Source organism: Botrimarina mediterranea, assembly GCF_007753265.1.
Lineage (GTDB): Bacteria > Planctomycetota > Planctomycetia > Pirellulales > Lacipirellulaceae > Botrimarina > Botrimarina mediterranea.
The window spans coordinates 1,373,589-1,395,762 of the sequence record NZ_CP036349.1 but is presented as its reverse complement, the minus strand read 5'-3'; the positions used below and the strand labels follow the sequence as shown (position 1 = coordinate 1,395,762).

9 protein-coding genes and 1 tRNA gene are annotated in these 22,174 nt (G+C 67.5%); 1 reads left to right on the top strand and 9 read right to left on the bottom strand.

The features are described 5' to 3' along the window. Positions 1 to 103: 103 nt before the first annotated feature. Positions 104 to 1,489: a trypsin-like peptidase domain-containing protein gene (locus Spa11_RS05515; protein ID WP_231933161.1), complete on the bottom strand. Its 1,386-nt coding sequence runs from the start codon at positions 1,487 to 1,489 to the stop codon at positions 104 to 106. 227 nt (positions 1,490 to 1,716) lie between these two features. Next, positions 1,717 to 2,112, bottom strand: coding sequence for a hypothetical protein (locus Spa11_RS05510; RefSeq protein WP_231933154.1), 396 nt, complete (start codon positions 2,110 to 2,112; stop codon positions 1,717 to 1,719). Positions 2,113 to 2,536: 424 nt separating this feature from the next. Between Spa11_RS05510 and Spa11_RS05505 the strand changes: the two genes are divergently transcribed. After that, positions 2,537 to 2,884, top strand: coding sequence for a helix-turn-helix domain-containing protein (locus tag Spa11_RS05505; RefSeq protein ID WP_145109079.1), 348 nt, complete (start codon positions 2,537 to 2,539; stop codon positions 2,882 to 2,884). A gap of 13 nt (positions 2,885 to 2,897) precedes the next feature. Here the strand turns inward: Spa11_RS05505 and Spa11_RS05500 are convergent, their stop codons facing one another. From Spa11_RS05500 to Spa11_RS05470, 7 genes are all read right to left on the bottom strand, one after another. Beyond that, complete coding sequence (locus tag Spa11_RS05500) at positions 2,898 to 4,148, bottom strand: outer membrane protein assembly factor BamB family protein (RefSeq protein ID WP_145109076.1); 1,251 nt, start codon at positions 4,146 to 4,148, stop codon at positions 2,898 to 2,900. 163 nt (positions 4,149 to 4,311) lie between these two features. Further along, positions 4,312 to 4,384, bottom strand: a tRNA-Lys gene (locus Spa11_RS05495). Positions 4,385 to 4,466: 82 nt separating this feature from the next. Beyond that, entirely contained in the window at positions 4,467 to 10,208 is a 5,742-nt protein-coding gene (locus tag Spa11_RS05490; protein ID WP_197529767.1) for a protein kinase domain-containing protein, read from the bottom strand. A gap of 224 nt (positions 10,209 to 10,432) precedes the next feature. After that, complete coding sequence (locus Spa11_RS05485) at positions 10,433 to 12,544, bottom strand: site-2 protease family protein (RefSeq protein ID WP_145109070.1); 2,112 nt, start codon at positions 12,542 to 12,544, stop codon at positions 10,433 to 10,435. Between the two features lie 66 nt (positions 12,545 to 12,610). Beyond that, a complete protein-coding gene (locus tag Spa11_RS05480; RefSeq protein WP_197529766.1) occupies positions 12,611 to 13,552 on the bottom strand; it encodes an efflux RND transporter periplasmic adaptor subunit in 942 nt (313 codons plus the stop codon). Then, positions 13,515 to 15,368 (bottom strand): efflux RND transporter periplasmic adaptor subunit, encoded by a 1,854-nt coding sequence (locus tag Spa11_RS05475; protein WP_145109064.1) that lies wholly within the window; start codon positions 15,366 to 15,368, stop codon positions 13,515 to 13,517. The genes Spa11_RS05480 and Spa11_RS05475 overlap by 38 nt, the downstream gene beginning before the upstream one ends. A 142-nt stretch (positions 15,369 to 15,510) precedes the next feature. Then, a complete protein-coding gene (locus Spa11_RS05470; RefSeq protein ID WP_145109061.1) occupies positions 15,511 to 22,098 on the bottom strand; it encodes a beta strand repeat-containing protein in 6,588 nt (2,195 codons plus the stop codon). Between the last annotated feature and the right edge of the window lie 76 nt (positions 22,099 to 22,174).

Below are 22,174 nucleotides of genomic sequence, written 5' to 3'. Positions count from 1 at the left end.
CACGATCTCGGGATCGGTACCAGGTTCACTCATCGCGACCACGATTCGCCTTGGCGAAAAATCGTTCGTGCCGCCGAATCAAACGTACGGTCCACAGCGGACCCTACCGGCGCGTCGCATCGACCTTCATCGCTCCGTACAGCGTCTCCTCGCCGCGGAGGATGTAGAACTTCACCTCGCCGAGCGTCGGCAGCGCTTCGTTGCTGACGATGTAGCGGATGTCTTCGTCCGAAGCGGTCTCCCACTTGTGCATCCCGACGAGGATGTCGCCCGCACGGATCCCCTTGGCGGCGGCGGGACCGTCACCGCGGACATCGACCACCCGCATGCCGCCGCGGTAGCGACTGCCGCGGGACTCGAAGGTCGCCTTCGGTTCCACGTCGAGCTTCATGCCCAGGACCTGCCACGCCGGGTCGGCAGTCGCCGCAGCCGGCGCCGTGGTCGAGGCGAGGCTGGCCGCCACGTCACGGGCCGGCGAAGAACCGCGGCGAGCAACGGTGAGCTGCACGTTCATCGGCTGGCCGCCCCGACGCACTTCCATCGCCACCCGCTCTCCCACTCCGCGCCCGAGCACGGCGCGTTCGACGTCGAGCGCGCGAGCCACGTTAACATCGCCGAGGCGTGTGATCACGTCGCCGGGACGCAGGCCGACCTGCGCGGCGGGGCTGCCGGGAACAACACGCCGCACGATGGTGCTCGCGCCATCACGGGTCGTGCCGACCTCGATGCCGTGCCACTTATTCTCAAGCTTCTCGACGCTCATCAAGTCCGCCGCGACTTGCAGCGCCTGATCGACCGGGATCGCGAAGCCGATCCCCTGGGCGCCGGCGCGGACGGCCACGTTGAGGCCGATCATCTTGCCTTCGATCGACAGCAGCGGGCCGCCCGAGTTGCCCGGGTTGATGCTCGCGTCGGTCTGGATCAGATCGTCGTAGGCCTGCGTGTCGCTGACCTGCACGTCGCGGCCCAGGGCGGAGATGATCCCCCGCGTCACCGTGTGCTCGTAGCCATAGGCGTTGCCGACGGCGATGACGGGCTCGCCGGTCATCAGGTCCATCGACGTGCCGACGACGATCGTTGGCAGTGAACGCCCGACGTTGACCTTGATCACCGCCAGGTCCGTGCGCTTGTCGTGGGCGATGACGCGGGCGACGTCGGCCGTGCCGTCGTCGAGCGTGACGCGGATCTGGCGGACGCCGTCCACAACGTGGAAATTCGTGAGGATGTAACCTCGCTCGTCAACGACGACGCCCGTGCCCATGCCGTTGACCTGGCGCGTCGCGCCGGCAGGTCCCTTCTCGTCGGGGACCGTTTTCTGGCCCTGGATGTTGACGACCGCCGGCCGCACCGCTTGCACGGCGCGGACGATTGGCGTCATCCGCAGCGGCGAAATCTCGGCGCCGGCAGGGGCAACTGCCAGCAGTGTCGCGACGGCCAGGGGGACAGCCCTACACAGCAAACGGCGACGGAAGTGCTCGACGATGGGCATAAGGTGCAGGGCGGGCGGGAGCTGAGCGGGCGGCCGGGTACGCTGCCGCATGCCGCGCGGCGCCCCCTACAACCGGCCGATCCATACGGTCGGCACGATCGTCGATCGGCCCTCCGCACATCCGTCTCCAGCCGCAGATTCGGCCCCCCTCACAAACACCCTAGATTGACACGCATCCGACAGCGGCTTTTGCGTTCGGCCCAAATCGCCCTTAAGTGCCGCCCCAGCTACGGGCCGCCCTGCGGGGCGAAGACCGGCCGCACCGGGGCCGGGAAGAACCGACCGGGCGGCGGCGCGTCGAGCGGCACCGCCGGCGGCAGGTCGCCGTGGGGCGCCCTGGCGTGCGGCTGGTAGCCCGCTTGGTTCCAATCGTCGTCCCAGCACTCAGGACCCGTCTGGCAGGCCGTAGGAGCCCCGCCTGAGCCTCCGCCACAACAAGTGCAGCCTCCACGCTGGGCGTCCGCAGGGACCACAGGAGGGCCTGCTAGAGGCCATTCCCGGTGGAGGTAGTCCACCACGTCCCGCGTCACCGACGGCTCAGCGTGCTGGCACGGAGGGGCCACGCACCCGCTCGCAAGCAGGGCCGCCGCCGCCACGGTCATTGTGCCGCTTCGCCGCATCATGGACGCCACGCCAGGACAAGACGCCGCCGGACGCTCCGACGGCTCCCAGGTGGTATCGACCAGATCGGCCGTCACCTTCGGCAAAATCGGCAGGGTTTGCGCAGCTTACCAAGGCGGTGTTGTGATATAATGCTACACTCAATCCAAGAGATCATGCACAGAGCAATGCATGCCGTATTACTTCTTCCACTGGACCTCAGAAGCCATAGAGCATGTTGGCGAGCACGACGTTAGCCCAGCAGAGTTTGAGGCAATCGTCATGCAACCCGAGAGTCGTGGCGTTAGCCGATCGACCGGGAGACATATTGCGTTTGGATACACGCCTGAAGGTAGGTTCCTTGCCTGTGTGTTCGAACAAGACAAAGAGGATGTCTTTCCCATCACTGCGTATGATGTTCAAGAGTAACCATCATCGGGCATTCCAATGACTAAGCGCGTAGCCATTCGAAAAACTCCGACGCCCGAGCAGGAGGCTCATATCGCCGCAGCGATTGCAGAAGAGAAGCTGTTTGCTGAGGAAACCAAAGCGCAATGCCGTGAGGTTCTAGCAGAGTTGCGTGCGATGCGTTCAACCGTAGACACGCTGCGAGCTGAGCGTGAGCGACAAGGACTAAGCCTTGCCGAGGTTGAGTCGCGCACGGGCATGACGCGTTCGGCAATCAGCAAGTTAGAGAATCACCACGTTAAGAACCCGACCCTCTTGACGCTCCTCCGTTACGCGTCCGCGTTGGGAATGCAATTTCAAGTTAACGTTACCAAAGCCGATCGGTGACAACCGCGGCGGCTCAATCCCCGATCGCCGCCAGATACTCCTGCCGCTTGCCGCCCTCCGTCTTCGCGTAGCGGTGATAGAGACGCCCCGCCGACGGCGTCGTTGTCGCAAACGCCGAATCGCCGAGTTGGTTCTGCGCGACGCGGACGAATCGCTCGGGGTTCGCCTCGTAGACGTGCGTCGTTCCCGATTCGTTCGTGGCGTAGATCGTCTTGCCGACCAGCAGCGGCGACGCGCTGAACTTGCCGCCCAACCGCTCGCGCCACATCTCCTTGCCATCGCTGCCGCGCCAGCAGAAGGCGATACCGCGGTCCGCGGTCGCGTAGACGTAGCCGTCCACCACCAGCAGCGATTGCTCGTAGTTGCGGATTTTGTTCCGCCACACGACCTCATGGTCGCCGTCGAGCTTCACCGCCAGCGTGAACGCATCGGGAAAGCCGCCGCTGGCGAACGCGAGGCCTAGCTTCTCGTCCCAAACCATCGTGCCGCACGTCGCCTCGGTGGACTCGTCTTCGAGCGACCACAGCACCTTGCCGCTCACCGGCTCGTATGAGACGAGTCTTTTGGCGCCGCTCATCAGCAGTTGCGACTTCCCACCAACGGGCGTGACCGATGGCGACGACCACGACAGGTTTTCCGATCGAGGCGCCGTCCAGAACCGCTTGCCGGTCTTCGGGTCCAGACCGTAGATGCCACTATCCGGGCCGTCGTACTCCGACGCCACGACCAGCGTTCCGTCCACTAGTCTTGGCGAGGACCCAAAGCCGAACTGATACGCTTTTGGATCGAATCCGCCGACGCGTTCTTGCCACAACCTCTCGCCTTGGAGGTCGTAGGCCGTGACGACCGCCGCGTCATCATTGTAGAACAAGGCGAAGACGCGCTCGCCATCCGACGCCACCGTCGAGGTAGCGTGCGAATTGCTAGGGTGAATCTGTGCGGGGAGTCCCCCCTCGTGCGTGAGGACCTCGCGCAGCAGTTCGCCCGATTCTTTGCCGTAGATAAGCAGGCTCTGCGTCTGCGCGTCGGCGTCGGCCGTGATCAGATAAATCCGATCGCCCACGATCGTCGGCGACGAGTGCCCGTGCCCGGGGACCGGCGTCTTCCACGCCAAGCCGGCTTCCTCCGACCACTCGGTCGGCGCCGTCGCGCCCTCGGCGGCATGGTTGTCACCCGTCGGCCCGCGCCATTGCAACCAGTCCTGAGCCTGAGCGGCCGAAGCCGCCGCGAGAAGGACCATCGGCGCCAAAAAGTACCGCATCATCGTCGCTCCGGGGGGTGGAAATCCGCAGGAGCGTTGTACGCCGCCAAGCCATTCCCGGCCAGCGTCAGCCCCGCCAATCCCCCGGCGGGCCCTCAGAACAGCGTGCTGACTCACCAACCACCAAATTGGCGCCGGCACGCGGGGTCCAGCAACAAGAGGCAAGTGAACCTGGCGGGGCTCGAACCCACGACCCACGGATTAAAAGTCCGTTGCTCTACCAACTGAGCTACAGGTTCCAACCGATCGAAGGACAGCAGTTTAGGCGAAGGGTTCGCCGCCGTCACCCGGGGGCGGGCGGAAAGTGTGCGGCCGGACCGACTAGATCCGCCGCACGATCACCCGGCCCGACGCGTCGCCGCTCACCACCGACACGCCCTCGGGCGTAGGCTGCGCGTCGATCCGCACGACGCGGTCGTTGTGGCCGACGAACGTCAGCAGCGTGCGCGACGACACCACGGGTCCGCCCTTGTCGTCGAGTTCCAGCAGCACGACGCGGCCGCTCTGGACGCCTACCAATAGTCGGTCGCCGTCGGGCGTGTACGCGGCCGAGGTGACGTCGGTCACGTCGAGAGACGCTAGCCGCCAGCCGCCATCGCGTTCGGTCGCGACCCAAGCGTCGCCCGTCGCCGTCACGACGACAAAGGCGGCGCCGTCCGGTCGAGCGGCGATCGCTGCCGGAGCGGCGGGCAAGCCGAGGTCCTGCGCTGAATCCCCATCGACAGACGCCACGACGACCCGGTCGGGCAGCCCGATCATCGCCACGCCCGCCGCCGTGGCGAGGGCGCGGCACTCGCCCCGCAGGCCGCTAGCGACTTCGGCGACGATGCGTTGGGCGTCCGCCTCCCAGCGATCGACCCTCGTCAGGCCGTTCGCCTGTTGCGTCGCCACCAGCCAGTCACCCCCGTCGCCAATCTGGCACGCCGCGGCGAGCCGGCCCGGCAACCCCATCGCGCGTTGGTCGCTCAGCTCACCGCTGGCGTTCCAGGTGTCGAGCAGACCGCCCGCCGTCATCGCGGCAAGCGAACTGTCGGCCGAGTCGGCAACGATCGCCACCGGCGCCGACCGGGATTCAACGCGCGTCGCCACGTCGTGACGCCCGCCCGTGATCGGCCGCCACTCGACGACGCCCCCGCCCCATGCTAGCCAGCCATCGTCTTTCACAGCGACTCTCGACAACCGTTGCGACGACTCGGCTCTCGCTGTTGGCGTCCAGCCGCCCGCCTCATCGCGTCGCTGAGATTCAAGGACCACCTCGGCGCCGTCGCGCTTAGCGACGACAACGTCGCCCGTGGCATGATCGATCGAGGCGTCGAGCGCGTCGGGCAGCTCGCCGATCACGTGCAGGTCGTCACCCAGCAAAAACGGCGTCACCAGGCCGTTGGCGTGCCGCTGCAGCGCGAGCAACCGCCCCCTCGGAGCGGTAGACAGCCTCACGACCGGGGCGACGTTGGACTTCGTCTCGTCGCGCAGACGCGTCGTCACCGCGTCGCCGCCCGCGACGGGCCATGCCGCGATCATGCCGTTGTTGTCGCCCGAGTACAGCCGTTGCGACGCGACGTCATACGCCAGCGAGCGGATCGGGCGCCAGTGCGGCCGCAGCGAGGAGCGGACCAGCTCGACACGGCCCGCCGACTCGCTCCACAAGAATACCTGCCCATCACGCAAACCGACGGCGACCGTCGCGTCGTGCGGAGCGCCCAGTGGCAACGGTTCAATCGCTGACACCCGCGCCCGCTCCGTCCACAACGGCGTCACGTCGGGCGTGTCGAGATCGTAGGCCAACGCCACCGCCTGCTTGTCGCTGGCGTCGAGCAGACGGCCCGAGCAGGCCGCCAAAAGCACACGCCGTTCCGTGTCGCACGCCACAACGAGGCGCTCGCCGAGGTCGATTGAGCGGCGGAGCAAGCCGTCTTCCCCGCCCCAAACACAAGCTCGGTTGGCGGTGACCCGTCGTGGGTTGCCTTCCGCGTCGATGGCGAGGCGTTCTTCCGACGCGACGGTGAGGATGACCGGGTCGTCCCCACCCAACCGCCACGCCTGCATGCCACGATTGTCGGCGTGCCCCGCGAACAGCGTCGTCCGTTCATCGGGCTTGGTGACGTCGGCCCACTGGTGGACGAACCCCGCGGCGTCGGCGACGGCGAGCCGCTCGGCGTCGGCGTCGAACGACACGGCCGCCACCGCCGCGTTGTCGGGCGCCTCGAGGGCCAACTGCTCGAGCGGCGCCGCGATCTCCCAACGCAAGACGCGGCCCTTCTCGTCGGCGCTATAGGCGAAGCCCTCGGGCCCAACGGCAAGCGACGTGATCGGCGCGTTGTGGTACCGCCGCTCGACTTTGAACCCCGTTTCCCGCGACGCGCTCGGTGACCCTTGCACCAGCAGCGTGTCGCCGCCCGCGGAGAGCACCAACTTGCCCCCGTCCGCGTACGTGACCTGGCTCACTGCCGACGTGTGCAGCGCACGGAGCCGCGTCGGCCGGGCGTCGAGATAGTCCGAGCCGTCGATGCGTGGCGCTGGGTCGGGCCGTCGCAGTGCGGTCATTGCGTCGATGACGCCGGCCTCTTGTGGCGGCCACCAACCGGCGATCTCGTAGACCGTGCCGTCCGAGCAACCAAAGACCAGCCGGCCGTCGGCGTCGTCGGCCATCGCCGCCGCGGTGACATAGGCGTTGCTCGACTCGGACGCCTCGTGCGAGTACGTCTCGCGCTCGTCGAGCGTCTGGCCGTCGCGCGAACGGTACAACACGACGCGGCCCTTCTCATCAGCGGCAAACCGCTGCGTGCCATCCGGCGAAAAGCCGACCGCCGTGATCGCGCCGTCGTTGAAGACCGGGTCTTCAACGACGCGCGTCAATTCGCCATCGACGAACGACCAGCGGCTTACCACTGAATCCCTATCGCCGACGAGCAACTCCGCCTTGGTCGGGTGGAACGCCACGCTCGTCGCTTGGCCGATGTCCGCAGCCTCTATCACCTGCTTCGCGGTGAGGTCGACCAGACGCAGCCCTTCGCCAACGAGCGCCACGTACCGCCCTTGTGGATCGACCACAACGGCAGCCGCAGCGCCGGGAACGGCGAAACGGTCCGCGGGCTCTTTCGCGCCGTCGCGATAGACCGCGAGTTCGACGCCGCCTTGCGGGCGGTTAGCCGCCGTGACGAACACGGCGCCGTCGGCCGAAGCCGCCGCGAACGTCTCCTTCTTTTCGGCGCCGGCCGCGACCAGCTCCTCGGCTTCCGATCGCCAATCAACGGTCCGCTTCAACGAGACCCACTCGACGTCCTGCGTCCGCTCGGGCGGGATCGCGTCCTCGGCCTTCTGCATCTCCAGCCACGCGGCGTAGGCGCCGTCGTCGGCGAGCGTCGCGCGAATTTTGCCGAGGGCGGCGTAGTAGCTCTGCTCGGCGGCCTCCCGCTGGGCGACAACCGCCTCGTCCTTCGCAAGCTTGGCGTCGTCCTTGGCGACCGCCGCCTCTTCCAAAGCCGCCTGGGCGTCTTGCTTAGCGATCAACGCCTCCCCTTTCGCCGCCTCGGCTTCGTCAATCGCCGTTGCCGCTTCCCCTTTCGCGATGATCGCCTCGCTCTTCGCGGTCTCGGCCTCTCGCTTTGCCGTACTGGCGACGAGCTCCGCCGCCTTAGCCTCTTCGACTGTTTTCGCCAGCAGGTCGGTCTGCGTCGTCAGCTGGTTGGCGAGGCTAATCGCGTCCTGCTTCAAGACGATGCTGTAGCCGATAAACCCCAACGCCACCATCAGCGACGCCGCCGTCGCGTACTGCAATGTCTTGAACCAAGCGAGCCGCGACCGCCGAGATTCCTGGTCCTTGAGAACTTGCCCACGGAGCTCGGCGTCCGCTTCGTTCTCCTCGTCCAGGTGCGACAGCGCCAGGTCGTAGTCGCCGTTCTGGTACGCCGCCTCGGCGAAGTTCCGCAGCGTCCGCTTCAGCCGCCGGCGGGCCTTGTTGTTCTCATTCCATAGCTCCAGCGCGTTCTGGTAACCGTGCTGGGCGCGCGAGTAGCAAGCGTAGACCTCGGTCGCACTCGCGCCGGGGGACTCGAGCAGCGTCTCCGCCGCGCGCAGCTCTTGCGACGCCCGCTTCGCGATCTTGATGCTCTGCGCGTGCGCCTGATAGGACTTGATCGCGTCGATGAACTCGAGCGCCGACGCATGCCGGTTCTCGGGGTCGGTCGCCATCGCCTTGTACGCGATATCGAGCAGCTCGCTCGAACGCTTCACCTTGACGATCTCGTTCTTCGCCGCCGCGCGGAGGCACTCGAACGTCGTCTTGCCGCGGTGCGGCGCCCGACCCGTCACGATCTTGAAGAGCAGCGCGCCCAGCAGGTAAACGTCGCAGTACTTGCCGGCGGGGATCCGGCGCCGCGACGACTCCACCCGCTTGCCGACGACGCGGCCCTTGGCGTAATCGAGGTACTCCAGCGCCGTCTCGGGAGGCATGTAGATCGGCGTGCCCGCGGGCTGGATCTCGGCGCCCTCTTCGAGCCGCGCCGCCAGCCCCCAGTCCATCACCAGCACCTCGCCGAACGCCCCGAGGCGCACGTTGCCCGGCTTGAGGTCGCGGTGGATCACGTTCTTGGAGTGCGCGAACGCGATCGCCTGCGCGACCTGGATCAGGATCGACAGGTTCTCTTCTTCGCTGAGCGACTTGACCGAGTCCTCCCAGTCCTGCCCCTCGACGAACTTCATCGCGTAGAACGGCAGGCCGTCCGACGCCAGGCCCAGGTCGTGAACCGGCGCGATGTTCGGGTGCTCGAGCTGGCCGGTGATCACCGCTTCGCTGATGAACTTGTTGCAGTCCGAGACGCTGGCGCCGAGCTCCGACTTGATCTGCTTGATCGCGACGAGCCGGTTCAGCGACTGCTGCCGCGCCTTGTAGACGACGCCCATGCCGCCCTTGCCCGCCTCGCCCTCGATGGCGTAGTCGATCACCAGCGGGTCTGTCGCGCTGGTGTCGGCGAGCTCGAACGCCCGCAGCCGCACCGACTCGTCGCCAACGATCTGCGACTCGCCCGGTTTGAGCATCCGCGTGCCCTGGCCACGCTCTAGCGGGCCGCGCGGGATCGTGCCGCCGCTCGACAGCCCGGTGATGTCGAGCGGCTCGGGCGTCGGAACGCGGTCGCTGCGACGCTCGGAGTCGAACGCCAGCGTCGCGGAGTCGCGGTCCGACTGCGAACCCTCGGCGTGCGTGCTGGGCGACTCGGTGCGGTCGCCCTGAGCCGAATCCCGCGCCGCCCCCTCACGCCCTGAACCCTCATCAGAGCCCGCATCGCTCGACTTGCCGAGGCTCGAGTCCGAAACGCCCTTATCACTGTCGGCGGCAATCGTGGCGTCGTTAGGTTGCTGACGCTGCTGGGGCTTGCCCCCGATCATCGGCGGAACGCCAAGGATCTGCGTCGGCTCTGGTTCGCTATCCGAGTCACTCGGCGGAACGATCTGCCGTGGCGCCAAGTTCGGCTTGCCGTCGAACGCCATCGTCATGTCGGCGCCCGCCAGGCCGCCATCGACATCGGACTCTTCCGACTCGATGCGTGCGAAGCGCCCGAAGTCGACTGTCGCGTCGAGGCTCTCGCCCGGGCTGCGGCCGTCCATATCGAAAGCGTCGCTCTCGTCGTCGTCACCACCGAGCAGGATCAGGTCCTCGGAGTCCTCCTCGTTGCGTTGACGCTCCCCGAAGGCCATCGTCACGTCGTTGTCGTTGTCGGCATTGTCCTCATCGAGGCTGTCGAACTCGTCGTGCGAGGGCTCGCCGTCCGCCGCCTGCATCGTCGCGTCCGTATCGTCCCGCGACGACGGCGGCTCGATCGATATCGACTCGCTGTCCGCGAAACCCGAAGCGGCAAAGCTTGAACCGCCCGCGCCCGAGCCAACCCCCGAGCCCTCTCCCGAGTCGGGCCGCATTGTCGAATCCGCCGGCGCGCCGCCCAAGCTCGACAGCCCCCCCAACTCCAGCGAGTCGGCGAGCGGCCCGCCACACGCAGGGCAGAACAAGTCGCCGGTCCCCTTGAGCGTCTCCGACGTGATCTCGGCGCTACAGTGCGGACACTTCATGATCGTGGAGTCCTCGGGCGAGGTCTGCCGAGTGGAAACGGATCGGAACTCTTGGGTGCGGAAGCCGTGTCGTTCCCCTCCCACTTCGGGAGGGGGGCGAAGCGTCTTGCTTCGCTCGGCTTGACACCAGCGCAGCGTCATCCAGGCCCCTCATTTTAATCGAATCCGCGGCAAACCCCTCACGGGAATAGCCACTATTCCAGCCCATTTAGCGAGCTGCGGGGCTAACCGAACCGCACCAGCCGGCGGAGCCAGCGGTACGCCCACCCACCGAGCGTCTCCCGACCGGTCACCACCCGCGCCTGGCCGATCGCCCCGGCTTGGAGCTCCGGCGGCGAGGCGTCCAGCAGCCCGACGCTGACCCGATACACGGCGCCCTTCTGCAGCGGCGACCGCAGCGATTTCTCCAGCAGCCGCTCCTGGTCTCCGATCGCCTCGTCGGCCGCGGCGAGCGCGACCCCTTCGACTCGGCCCGCCAGCACCGCCGCCGGCGCCCGGTCGAGGGCGATTCGTACCGGGTCCCCCACCCGCACGAGGCCGCTATCGTCCTCGCTTAGGAGCAGCACAACACGCAAGCCGTCCCCCGCGACGCGACAGACCGTTTCGCCCGAGTCGAGCCAGCACCCGCCGTTCGGCGGATCAAGCGGCGCGCCGCTCCAAGTCGGCAGGTCGCCCGTCTTGGTTTCGCTGGCGTTGTCGGCGGCGAGCTTGACCGGTGGATCAACACGGCCGGCGATCGGCGCCCGCAGGCGGCGGCGTTCGGTCAGCTCGTCGTGCGAACGCAGCTGTCGGCGGACCTCGGCGAGCGTCGGCTCCAGCCGAGCGATCTCCGCCAGCAGCTTGGCGTCGCGTTGCGAACGTGTCTGCAGGCCAGCGATCTCGACAGCGGTCTCCGCTTCGCGCTGCAGCAGTTCGAGTCGCCGGAGGTCGGCGCTGGTGTCTTCGATCTCGGCAATCAGTTGGCCCGCCTCGACCACTTCGCCGTAACGCACCTGCGGCCGCAACACCCCAGGGCTCCGCGCGACGACATCCGCGAACACGGCGTTCTCAACACGGCACGTGCTGTAGAGCGTCTGATCGATCGGCCACGACGCAACGCCGTAGAACACCAGCGCCGTCAGCGCGGCAACAACGCCAAAGCGCACGAAGCCGCCCGGCGAGCGCCCGCCAGCCGTCCGCGGCACGAGTCCGCCAAACCAGCGCACGCCAACCAACGCCAAACCACCCATCGACAACGCCACGAGCAAGTCCCCCACGGCGCGAAAGCCCGCCGCCGAGAGGGCGTGGTGCAGCCCCCACAGGATCAACGCCAAGATGAACCAGCCGTAAACGATCGACGCCATCCCATATGCCGCCAACGCTCCGGGCGAAGCGTCGAGCGGTTCGGGCTCGCTACGATCGCCGCGCACCCAGCGCCGCAGCGGACCCCACAACGCCTCACGGCTCTGGGCGTGCAGGTTGGCGACGCCCCAGGCGTCGGCGAGCAGGTAGTAGCCGTCATAACGCATCAGCGGGTTGAGGTTCACGAGCAGCGTCGAGACCGACGCGACCACCACCACGTACAGGCTCAGCGCCCGCAGCGGCCCCGGCGCGAGCACTAGCCACGCGGCGCCGGCCGCGACGGCGAGCATCAACTCGAAGTACACGCCGCCGAGCGCGACGGTCGCGCGTCGCCAGCGGCTACTCAGCGACCAGGCGTCGGACACGTCGCAATACAGGCACGGCAAGAACGCCAGCAGCAGCACGCCCACTTCGTGGCACTCGGCGCCCATCCGCCGGCAAGCAATCGCGTGCCCCAGTTCGTGCCACGCCTTCACCACAACCACGGCCAGCACCGCCATCAGGGCGTGCATCGGGCTGAACAGATCGAGCATCCGCCGCAGTTCAATCGTCAGTTCCTCGGCCCTGCCAAGCAACCCCATACCGACGACCAGCGTCGCCACCAGCAGCGTCACGGCGAACGCCCTGCCGAACAGCAGCGACCCAAGCGGCCGCAGCACGCCGAGCAGCGGCGTCGGATCAACACCCGGCAAGCGGATCGCCAGCGGGCTCATCAGCGTCGCGTACCAAGGCGCTTTGCCCGATGGCTTGCGCGGCTCGGTCGCGGCGTCCGACAACAACAGCGAGCAGTCGTAGAGCGACGCGCAGAAGCCGAGCACCTGCTCGCCCGTCGCGCGCTCGTTGGGGAACTGCCGCTGGAACCGCCGCGTCAGCTCGGCCACCGTCATCGGGTCGCGCAGCGTGCGGAGCAAGAAGCCTTCACGGTCGCCGAGCCGGAAGTACTCCAGCGACAAGGGGTCTTTGACCACCGTCGCGTCGCCGCTGGCGCTGAGCATCAAATCGCGCCGGGCTCGCAGACGGCCTCGCGTCAACCAACTGGCTTGGCTCACGGCACGCTCACTTCAGTTCGCGAAGTAAGCCGCCGGCTGCACGGGCGCGTCGCCCGCGGCGGCGTCGAGGATCATCACCCGCGCCGTCAGGCCCGGCCGCAGCCGCATCGCGCTGTTATCGACTTCGGCCCAGAACCGCACCTTGGCGTCCACGGGCTCAGCCTCGGGGCTCACGAACACGACGCGGCCTTCGGCTTTGATCGTCTCGCCGCTGGGCAGCAGGGCCTCGACAACGACGGGACGGTTCACCAACCCGGCGAGCGCGTCGTCGATGCCCACAAAGCCCTCGACGCGCAACTGATCCACCCGCACCAGCCGCGCGATCGGCTCGCCCGCATCGACCCACTCACCCGCCTCGCAGAACAGCTCGGCGACAACGCCGCCGATCGGCGAGGTGACCCGCATTTTCTCGACCTGGTGCTGCGCAAGCCGCAGGTCGGCCTCGATACGGCCCAGCTTCGCGGCCAGCAGATCGCGTTCGAAATTAGCGAACTCGATCTCGAGCTCCGACTTCTCCATCGTCAACCGCAACCGCTCGACCTCTTTGGTCGAGACCGTGTTGGGCAGCTCGGCGTTGATCGACGTGGCCCGCTTCAGCTCGGCCTCGGCGACTTTGTTCTCTTTCGCGGCGAGGCGGACGCGGACGTCGCTCTCCGACTCGCTCCGCGCGATCGCCAGGTCTTGCTCGATCACTTCGGCCGACAGCTGCTGCTCGCGCGCGTCGACCTCGCCGATCGTCGCGCCTTGTTCGAGCCGCATCCCCTCATGCACGACGAGCTCGCGCAGCACGCCGGCCTCGGGCGCTGGAACTTTGACTGTCTCGCTCACCGTCAGGATCGACGACGCGACCTCGATCGTCTCGGCGAGCGTTACCGCGGGACACCACGCCAGCAGCATCGCCCCGAGCAGGAGCAACTCAGAACCAGCGGCGGCGGATCGCGTCGATCGCTTCATGCAGCCAGACATAGGCGAGGGAGTGGGTGCCGCAATCGATCTTAGCCGAGACCCCCAGCCCACTGCGAGGATTCGCCACGGCTGCGTCGGCGGGGTCCGCTACGACCCGCACAACCGGACTCCCCTCCTCGTCGGTCTGGGTGGCGTCGGCAATCGCCGTCACCACGGCCGTGTGCGTCTGGGCGGGGTCCGAACGGACCACGTACTCGACCCGCAGCGGCTCGCCCGTCGCTTGGGCCCGCAGCAGTGGCCCGACGCGGTGGTCGGGCGCCTCTAGCTCTAGCCGCCAGTGGCCGTCCGCCGCCACCTCCAGCAGCCGCTGCCCCCGCCGCACCGGCCGGTCGGCGAGGTAATCCTCCGGTCGCCAGCTGACGACATCACCTTTGATCGGGCTGGTGACGAGGAGCTTCGCCGCCTCCGCCTCGAGCAGCTCCCGCTGCTTCTGCTGATGGCTGAGCCGCTCGCGCAACGCCGCCGCGCGGCTGGCGATCGTCGTCGCGTCCTCCCGGTCCTCGCCGCGGCCGGGGAGTGACGCGCGGAGCTTCTCGGTCTCCAGGGAAGCGATCTCCGATTGCGTCGCCGCGATCGCCTCGGCGACCTCTTCCTGCTTCAGTTGCAGGTCGGGCGATTCGAGCCGCACCAGCGGCTGCCCCCGGCTCACTTGGTCGGCTTGCTTGACGAGTACCTCACGAACGACGCCATCGAGCGGCGCGAAGACACGCGCCTGGTCCACCGGCTCGAAGCGCCCATCCACTTGCAGCCACAACGTCGCCGGCGTCACTAGCGCGAACACAACCGCCGCCAACAACAGCCCGACAACCGCCAGCGCTGTCGCTGTGCGGCTCAGCGGCGCCCAGCCCCAACCACCCGAGCGGTCTCGCATCGCCGCGACGCCCATGTGCCGTGCGAGCGCCGCCAGCATCGCGTCGCCTTCATTATCGACCGCCCCGTCGAACCATTCGGCGAGCATCGCCAGCCGCGGCGCGTCGTCCTGTGAATCCCCGTCGGCGGGGGCGACGCACGGCAGCACCCGCAACGCGCGGACGCCCGAGGCCTCGCAGTAGCGATCGACTTCGTCGGCGATCGGAGGCGACAACGGTCGGCCGTCCTCGCTGGGGTAGCGAAGCGGCTCGCCGCCACGCAGCGCCGCGTTGGCGATCCGCTCGATCGCGCGGGCCGCGTCGCTGCGTCGACTCACCTGTGCGACGCCGCTCACCGTGACGATCCGCCACCCGCCCGCGGTCGGCGTCAGCACCGACAACCGGTCGCATCCGGCCGCCAAACGCCCCTGCTCCGCCGCCTCGTGCGCGATCGGCCGGAGGCCCCGCTTCGAGTGGAGCCGCACCAGCAGCTTCTCGATCCGCGCCAACCGCGTCTGGGCTCTCTGCACACGGCCCGACTCGCAACGCAACTCGTAACGTCCCGCGATCTCCGCGACCGCGGCGGCCAGCTCGATGCTGCGCTCGGGCGTCGCCGCGCTGTCGCCCAGCCGGAAGGCGATCACGCCCACCGGGCCGCTCGCCGATTCGACAGGCACAGCGACCACCGGCTCGCCGTCGAGCCCCGGCACGACGCGCGGCATGCCGTCGAGGCGGACCCGCTGAACCCTGTCGGCTTCGACCAGCGGGCCCGTCAGGTTCCAACGCTGCGGCCGATGATCCACGGCGCCCGCGGACGCGACATACTCGGCCGCGTCGGCGCCAATCGCCATCGACGCAGCGGGCAGTAACTGGCGGTAGAACGCCGCAGCATCGTCAGTCGCCGCCGTCGTGGCGAGGCGGTCGAGGTCGTCCAAGAATGCGTCGACATCCGTCATCGACTGTTTGCCTTCAATGCGTGCCCTGAGGGGCAGTCAATTGTGGGAGGGGTCTCCAGACCCCGATGACGCGCACCATGCCGTTTCGGAATGGAGACCGCAATCGGGGTCTGGAGACCCCTCCTACAGTTTGACCCCGGCCCTACTCACCGCCCCGGCGGCGCCGTTGCCGCTTCACACGGGTGAACGCCACACCGTCAGCGTCTAGTGTAAACGGTCCAGCGTCATTAAGGCGACGCCGCCAGACGCCGACCGCCGCCATCGCCGCCAGCGCCGTGTGGCGTGCGTCCACCGGGGCCGACTCCAGCTCCAAGAGCCCCAGCGGCGCCCCCTGCGGAGCGACCACAGCCGGCGTCTCAACCGGCCCGTTCACCGCGGGCGTCGCAGGACGAGCTTCTTCGGCGGGTAAGTCGGCTTCCTCGGCAGGCCCTTCGGCAGCAGGTCCGTCAGTTGTAGGAACAGCGGAGGGCTTCGTCGCCATTCCGTCGTCGGCTTCCGCATCGTCCCCCTTTACCCATTCCTCCAACAGCTGCTCGCTGCGTAGCGTCACCACCTTGATGACGTACCGGCCCTCCGAGTACGGGCCCTCGTCGATCTTGTCGCGGATCTCGCGCAGGAAGTCGCCCTCGGCGTCCTCGTGAATCCGCGGCCATTTCTCGCCGGGGATATCGACGACCCACTCCCCCTGTTCATCGACACGGCCGTACCACACTTCCTCGGTGGTTGAAACCGAAACGGCGCGGCCCTCGTCGAGCGTCGTCTGCTGCGTCACTTGCGTCGGCTCGGAACGCGGCAACGTCACGCTCACCGGCTCGTATTGCTGCGGCAGGTCGGGCTCGGAGATGATGAAGTAACCCGGCGGCGGCAGCGTGATGATCCGCGGCGCGATCGAGAAGCTCACGCTGTTGAGGTTCCGCGCGCCCCCTTGGTCGAAGAGGTTGATCGCCGCGTCGTTGAACACCCGCACCGTCGTCGGCAGTCGGTTCTGCGCCGGGTTGTTCGGGACGAACGCCTCGTCGTAGTTCTGTGTGATCGTCGCCACGCGGCTGGCGCCAGCGAGCGTCTGGTACTGGTAGCCCGTGACGGAGGGGTCGGCGACGTTCGCCTCGATCGTCTCGACGGGCGTCTGCACGACATCCGCATAGGGCCGCGATCCAGGCACGTCCGTCGAGCCCACCGTGTTGGTCGGCAGGTTCGGGCCGGGCGCGAGACGGACGTTGGCGTTGCTGTACTGGCGGATGTCGGCCGTGTCGGCCCACTCGACTTCCACGAGCAGGTTGTCCTCGCCGCGCGACCCCAGGGCCATCGTGATCCGTTGCTCGAAGTTCTGGTCCGCGCGCACCAGGCCACTCGTCGCGGCGTTTCCTTCTTCGGTCGAAGGGTCGAGGATCGCCCGCGGCCCGAAGCCATTCGGGTCATCGGAGTTGACGTTCGTGACGGTCCCCGTCCGGCTCACGAGCCGCGTTGTCCGCAGGCCCGTGGCGAGGTTGTCGGGGTCCTCGGTGTCGATCCGCAGCGTGCCGGCCGCGATCGCCGTGAAGACGCCGCCCGCCATCTGCACCGCGATGCCGTCGAGTTCGTCGCCCCCTTCGCGGTTGCGGTTGGTGAAGAACAGATCGCCGCCAGCCGTCGTTGCGAGGAACGCATTGCCGCCGTCCTCGACCGCCACGCCGCGGGCCTCGGCCGCATCAACGTCGCGCCGCGCGTCGGTGTTCGGATCGTGAACGTCGCCGACGTTGGCGTCACCGCTGACGACGACGATCATCGTGTAGAGGTCATCGATCGTGCGGGTCTGCCCGCCGTCCTCGAGCAAGTGATCGACGACGTAATCACCATTCGGCAGGCGGACCGCTTCGGAGAGCCGCGCGTTCTCACCGCCCGTCAGCAGCACGTCCTCAAAGCCCTCGTCGCCAGAGCGCGCGGGCATATCAGGCCGCACGCCCGTCAGCGGGTCGTCCGCCTCGACGATCACCGGCGCGAAGGCCGGGCTCGTTGGCGACGGGATATCAGAGCCGGCGAACTTACCGCCCACTGTGCCGCCGCCCACCAGCGGCTGGCTCAACGCCACTGAGCCGCCCGACTTGATCTGCAAGTTCGGGTCCGTGCCCGTGCTGGTCAGCTCGACCAAGCGCAGCAGCACCGCGCCGTTGTCCGACGCGACCGAGATCTTGTCCGCCGCGAGCGCCTTCGGCGCCGCGGTCGTCACCTGTGTAACGTGCCCCGTCGCGGCGAGGTAGAACGTGCCGGCGAACTGCGAGTAGTTGTCGAGGTTCGACAGCGGCGCGTCGCCCGTGCGGACGTTGACGCCCGAGTCGGCGTGGATCGAGACGTTCTCCGCCTGCACCGCCAGGTACTGCGCGTCGCTGAACAGCTGGGGGTTGTTCCCATCGCCATCGGCCATGCTGAACGCCGCCGCGCCCGCGCCGAGCGTCACGTCGTTCTCGCCGTTGAGGCCGGCCTTCAGCTTGGCGGTCTGCGTCACCTCGACCGAGGTCGCCGCGACGATTTCGCCCGTCGTGACGCTGTCCGTATCCGTGATGAAGCCCGCCGACAACAGCTCGAGGTCCTGCGCCGTGCTCAAGCCGCCGAGCACGGTGTCGTTGTCTTCCGCCAATCGGACCATGCCCCCCTGCGCGCTAAAGCCGAGCGTGCCGGCCGTAAACAACGCGGCCGCCGGGGCGCCGGTCGCGGGGACGACGCCAACGTCGATCCCCTTCGGGCTTCCTGCGGGGACTTGGTTCACGATAAAGTTGGCGTGCCCACCGACCACCAACTCGTTCGCGGCATCGCCGTCGGCAAGCACAATCGCCGCCGGGCCCGCAACGCTGGCGATCGTGCTGACGGTGAACTTCGCGTCGCCAGCAATCAGGACTTTGGCGTCCGCCGCGTCGGTGATCGCGCCGGCGGAGTTAAGGTCGAGTGAGGCCGCCACACTGCGGTTCATCGATGCGTCGGGACGGATCAGGCCGACCGCCAAACCGCCCCAGTCGGCGAGGTGCGTCGCGCTGTCCTCGGCGATGCGAACGGCGCCCCCCGCATTGAAACGCAACGAACCGGCGACGAACTCCGCCAATCCGATGCCCCCCCCGACATCAACGCCAAACGCAGCATCGACCACGAAGGTCGCGACCCCGCCGACGCGGAGCGCGTTGCTGACGCCTCCGTCGGCGAGTTGGATCAATGGGCTTCCAATCGAGGGACCTATCGCTCGGAAACCGGCGTCGCCCGAGACTTCGACGACCGCGTTAGACTCGTCGGCAATCCAGTACGAGACGAGGTCAAGTGTGCCGGCCCGATTCGAGACCACAGAGCTCGGGAAAAGCGGTGATTCGGCGCCGGTCGCCCAACTACCGATCATCGTGCCGTAGTTTTCGGAGTAGGTCGCCCCACCAAGATTGATAGCCGTGTCTTCCACAAGCCGCACCGCGCCTTCGGGCGCCCAGAAGCGGACGCTCCCCGCGATGAACTCTGCATTCGCCATACCGCCGGTAGGCGTGACGCCGACATCGATCCGTTGCCCCGAAGCCGCCGTCGAAACCAGCGTCAACAGGCCATCGACCATCAGCTTGTTGTCGGCCCCGCCATCGGCGAGCGTGATCGACTCGGCGGCGACGAACGTGGCCGTTGCACCACTATAGCCGTAAACGCGTTCCGAACCGTTCCATCCCGTAGCGAAGACGACGGCGCCGTCGGCGTCGGTGATGCCGCCGGCGCTTGATAGTTCGATAACCCGCGCCTCGGTCACCGTCCGCGGCCTGACGATGAGCGGCGACACCGGAGTCGTCCTCCAATCTACCAAGTGCGTGCCGTCGTCCTCGGCGATCTGGACGACGCCGTTCGGCGCGGAGAAACGGAGGCCGCCGGCTTGGAAGACGGCGGCAGAGGGGGCGCCATCCTCCGTCGCACCAACTCGCAGAGCGCCAAAATAGTTGCCGGTGACAAACGTCGCCACGCCGCCGACCGTCAGAGAATTGGAGCCGCCTGGGTTGTCGGCATCGGCCAACACGATGCTCTGGCTAGCGACAAAGGTCGCATCACCTGTCACATTGACCACGGCGTTGGCTTCGTCCGCTATGACGACGGCAGAGAGCTCAAGGTTCTCAGCGACGCTCGCTGTCGGCGTCGGAATTGGGATCGACGGCGCAATCGAATCCGCCGCCCAATCGGCGAGCAGCATGTTGCCGTGCAGAGCGTTGATGCTACCGGCCTGGGCGATCCGAACGTCCCCACCGACCGACACGAAGCGAATCGACCCCGCATGGAAGAACGCCGCGGCGGGCGCACCTGTGCCGCCAACCCCGACCGAGATGCCGTCACCATCGGTAGAGATGAAAGTCGCGACGCCTGAGACAGTTATTCGATTCTCAAACGTGTCGCTATCCGCCAGAACGATCTGGTCCTTTGCAACAAAAGTCGCATCGCCCGCCACGCGCACCGCGGCATTGGGCTCGTCGACGATCGTTCCAAAAGAGAACAGTTCAAGGTTTCCCGCGACGCTGATCGTCGGCGTTGGCAGAGGGATCGACGGAGCGATCGTGTCTGACGCCCAGCCAGCGAGAACCGTGCTGCTGTCCTCCGCGATCCGCACATCACCGCCCACCGACACGAAGCGGATCGACCCGGCTTCGAACCAGGCAACGGCCGCCGAACCAGCCGCGCCTACCCCGACCGAGATGTCGTCGCCATCGGTCGAAATGAAAGTGGCGACGCCTGAGACCCTCAGTCGATTGTAAAACGTGTCAAACGGATCAAAAAGATCGCTGTCGGCAAGAACAATCTCATCCTTGGCGACAAAGGTCGCGCTGCCGACATTGATAGAGGAGTCTGCCTCATCCGTAATCGAACCCGCCGAGGTGAGCTCGAGCGCAAGGGCGCTGGGAGCGCTAGGGATCGGGTAGAATAGGTAGGGGAAACCCGTCGGCCCCGGCGTCGTCGACCAGCCCACCAACACCGTGCTGCTGTCCTCGGCGATACGGACGGCCCCGCGTTCCGAGCTAAATCGCAGCGTGCCCGCATTGAACGTCGCCGCCGCCGCGGCGCCCGCCGAAGTCACGCCGACGTCGATGCCCGCCGCATCGGGATTCTGAACGAAAGTCGCGAGGCCATCGACCGACAAGGTATTCGCCGCGCCGCCATCGGCCAGCACCATCGTCGTGTCAGAGTAGAACGCCGCGTCGCCGCTGATCCGCACCACCGCGTCCGCATCGTCGCTGATCATCCCCAGCCTTGATTGCAGCTCGAGCGTGTGAGCGACACTGGCGTCAACCCAATCACCCGCTCCCCACCCTGCGAGCACCGCGTCGCTGTCCTCGGCGATGCGCACGGTCGCATCGGGCGCGTAGAAACGCAGCGACCCGGCGTTGAAGCCTCCCGCGAATCGGCCGTTCGAACCAACACCGACATCGATTCCCTTCGGACCACGAAATCCTTCAACCGGCGTCGTCGGCTGTTCAACGATGAATGTGGCGACGCCGCCGATCGTTCGGCGGGTGATGCCGCCTGCCGATGGACTGCTAAGAATGATCGCCTGCACGAGCGGACCATCGGCGATCATCGCCGTCTCGGTGACGACGAACGACGCGTCACCCTGCACTGTTATCGGCTCGAAGACAGCGGTAGTGATCTGCCCACCCGATTCGATCTGCAGCGTATACGCCTCGATACTGCCCAGCACCGTCGTCGGCCCACTGTCGCCCGCGGTCGCGTCCTCGTGGATGATCACGTTCGCGCCGTACGCGTTGACCGAGCCGAACTCCGCCACGCCCCCGACGCCGACGTAGATGTCGTGCGTCCCCTCGGGCTCCGCCGCGTCGAACGTCGCCACGCCGCCAATCACCAGCCGGTCGCCCGTCTCGTTCGCCAGCTCGATCCCCCCCTGCCCCGTCTGGCCGAGCGTGTCGCGCCACGCCGTGTAGTCGGCCGCGTCCACGCGCCCATCGCCGTTGGCGTCGCCGTGGTACTTCGTGGCGCCGCTCGTCATGCCATAGTTCTTCGCCCAGTGCTCGGTGCGGTCCACGTCATCAACAATGCCGTCGCCGTTGAAGTCGCCAGCGGGGCTCGCGGCGCGCGAGGTGAAGGTCGCGTTGCCGCTGATGAGGATCTCGCTGCCGGACACGTCGGTGATCGAGCCGCCGATCGAGACGATGTTCAGGTCGCCCGACACGTTGAGGCTCGACAGCACCGTGCCGCTCGGCGCGACGATCAGTTGGAACCCGTCCGTCGGCGCCGTCACCAGCGCGAAGGGCTGCTCTTGACCGACCGAGGTCACGCCGTCGAGCGTCACCGGCCCCGACAGGCCGGAGAAGTCTGCGTCGCCCAGCCGCACGTCCAACTGATGGCCGAGGCTACCCTCGATCGTCAGGCCGTCCTCGAGTCCTTCGAGCAACGCACGATCGATCGATAGCGTGTCGCCATCGATCGTCACTCCCTCGGGGAGCTGGTTGGGCTCGTGCTGCTCCCAACCATTGCCGCTAGTGAACAGGTAGTCGTCCCCGTCCTGCTGGACCGCCAGGGTGTCGCCCCCGGCGTCGTCGAACCCGCTGAGCACCAACCCCGTCGCGGTCAGCGAGAAGTCGGCGCTGAGCACCCGCCGCCGCTCCAACCGCATCACCCGTAATGGCCGCGGGCCCATTGGCCGACGGGGCGGTGCGGCGAACAACCCCTCAACGGCGTCTTGCCAATCCTCGTGGGCGCGCGAGAGCAGCCGCCGGACGACTCGAAATGGATGCATAGGGGCGCCTAAGTGCTGGGCCTAACTCGACGGCGCCGCCCCTGACGACACCGGCGCCCTCCCGATCAAGGCGGAG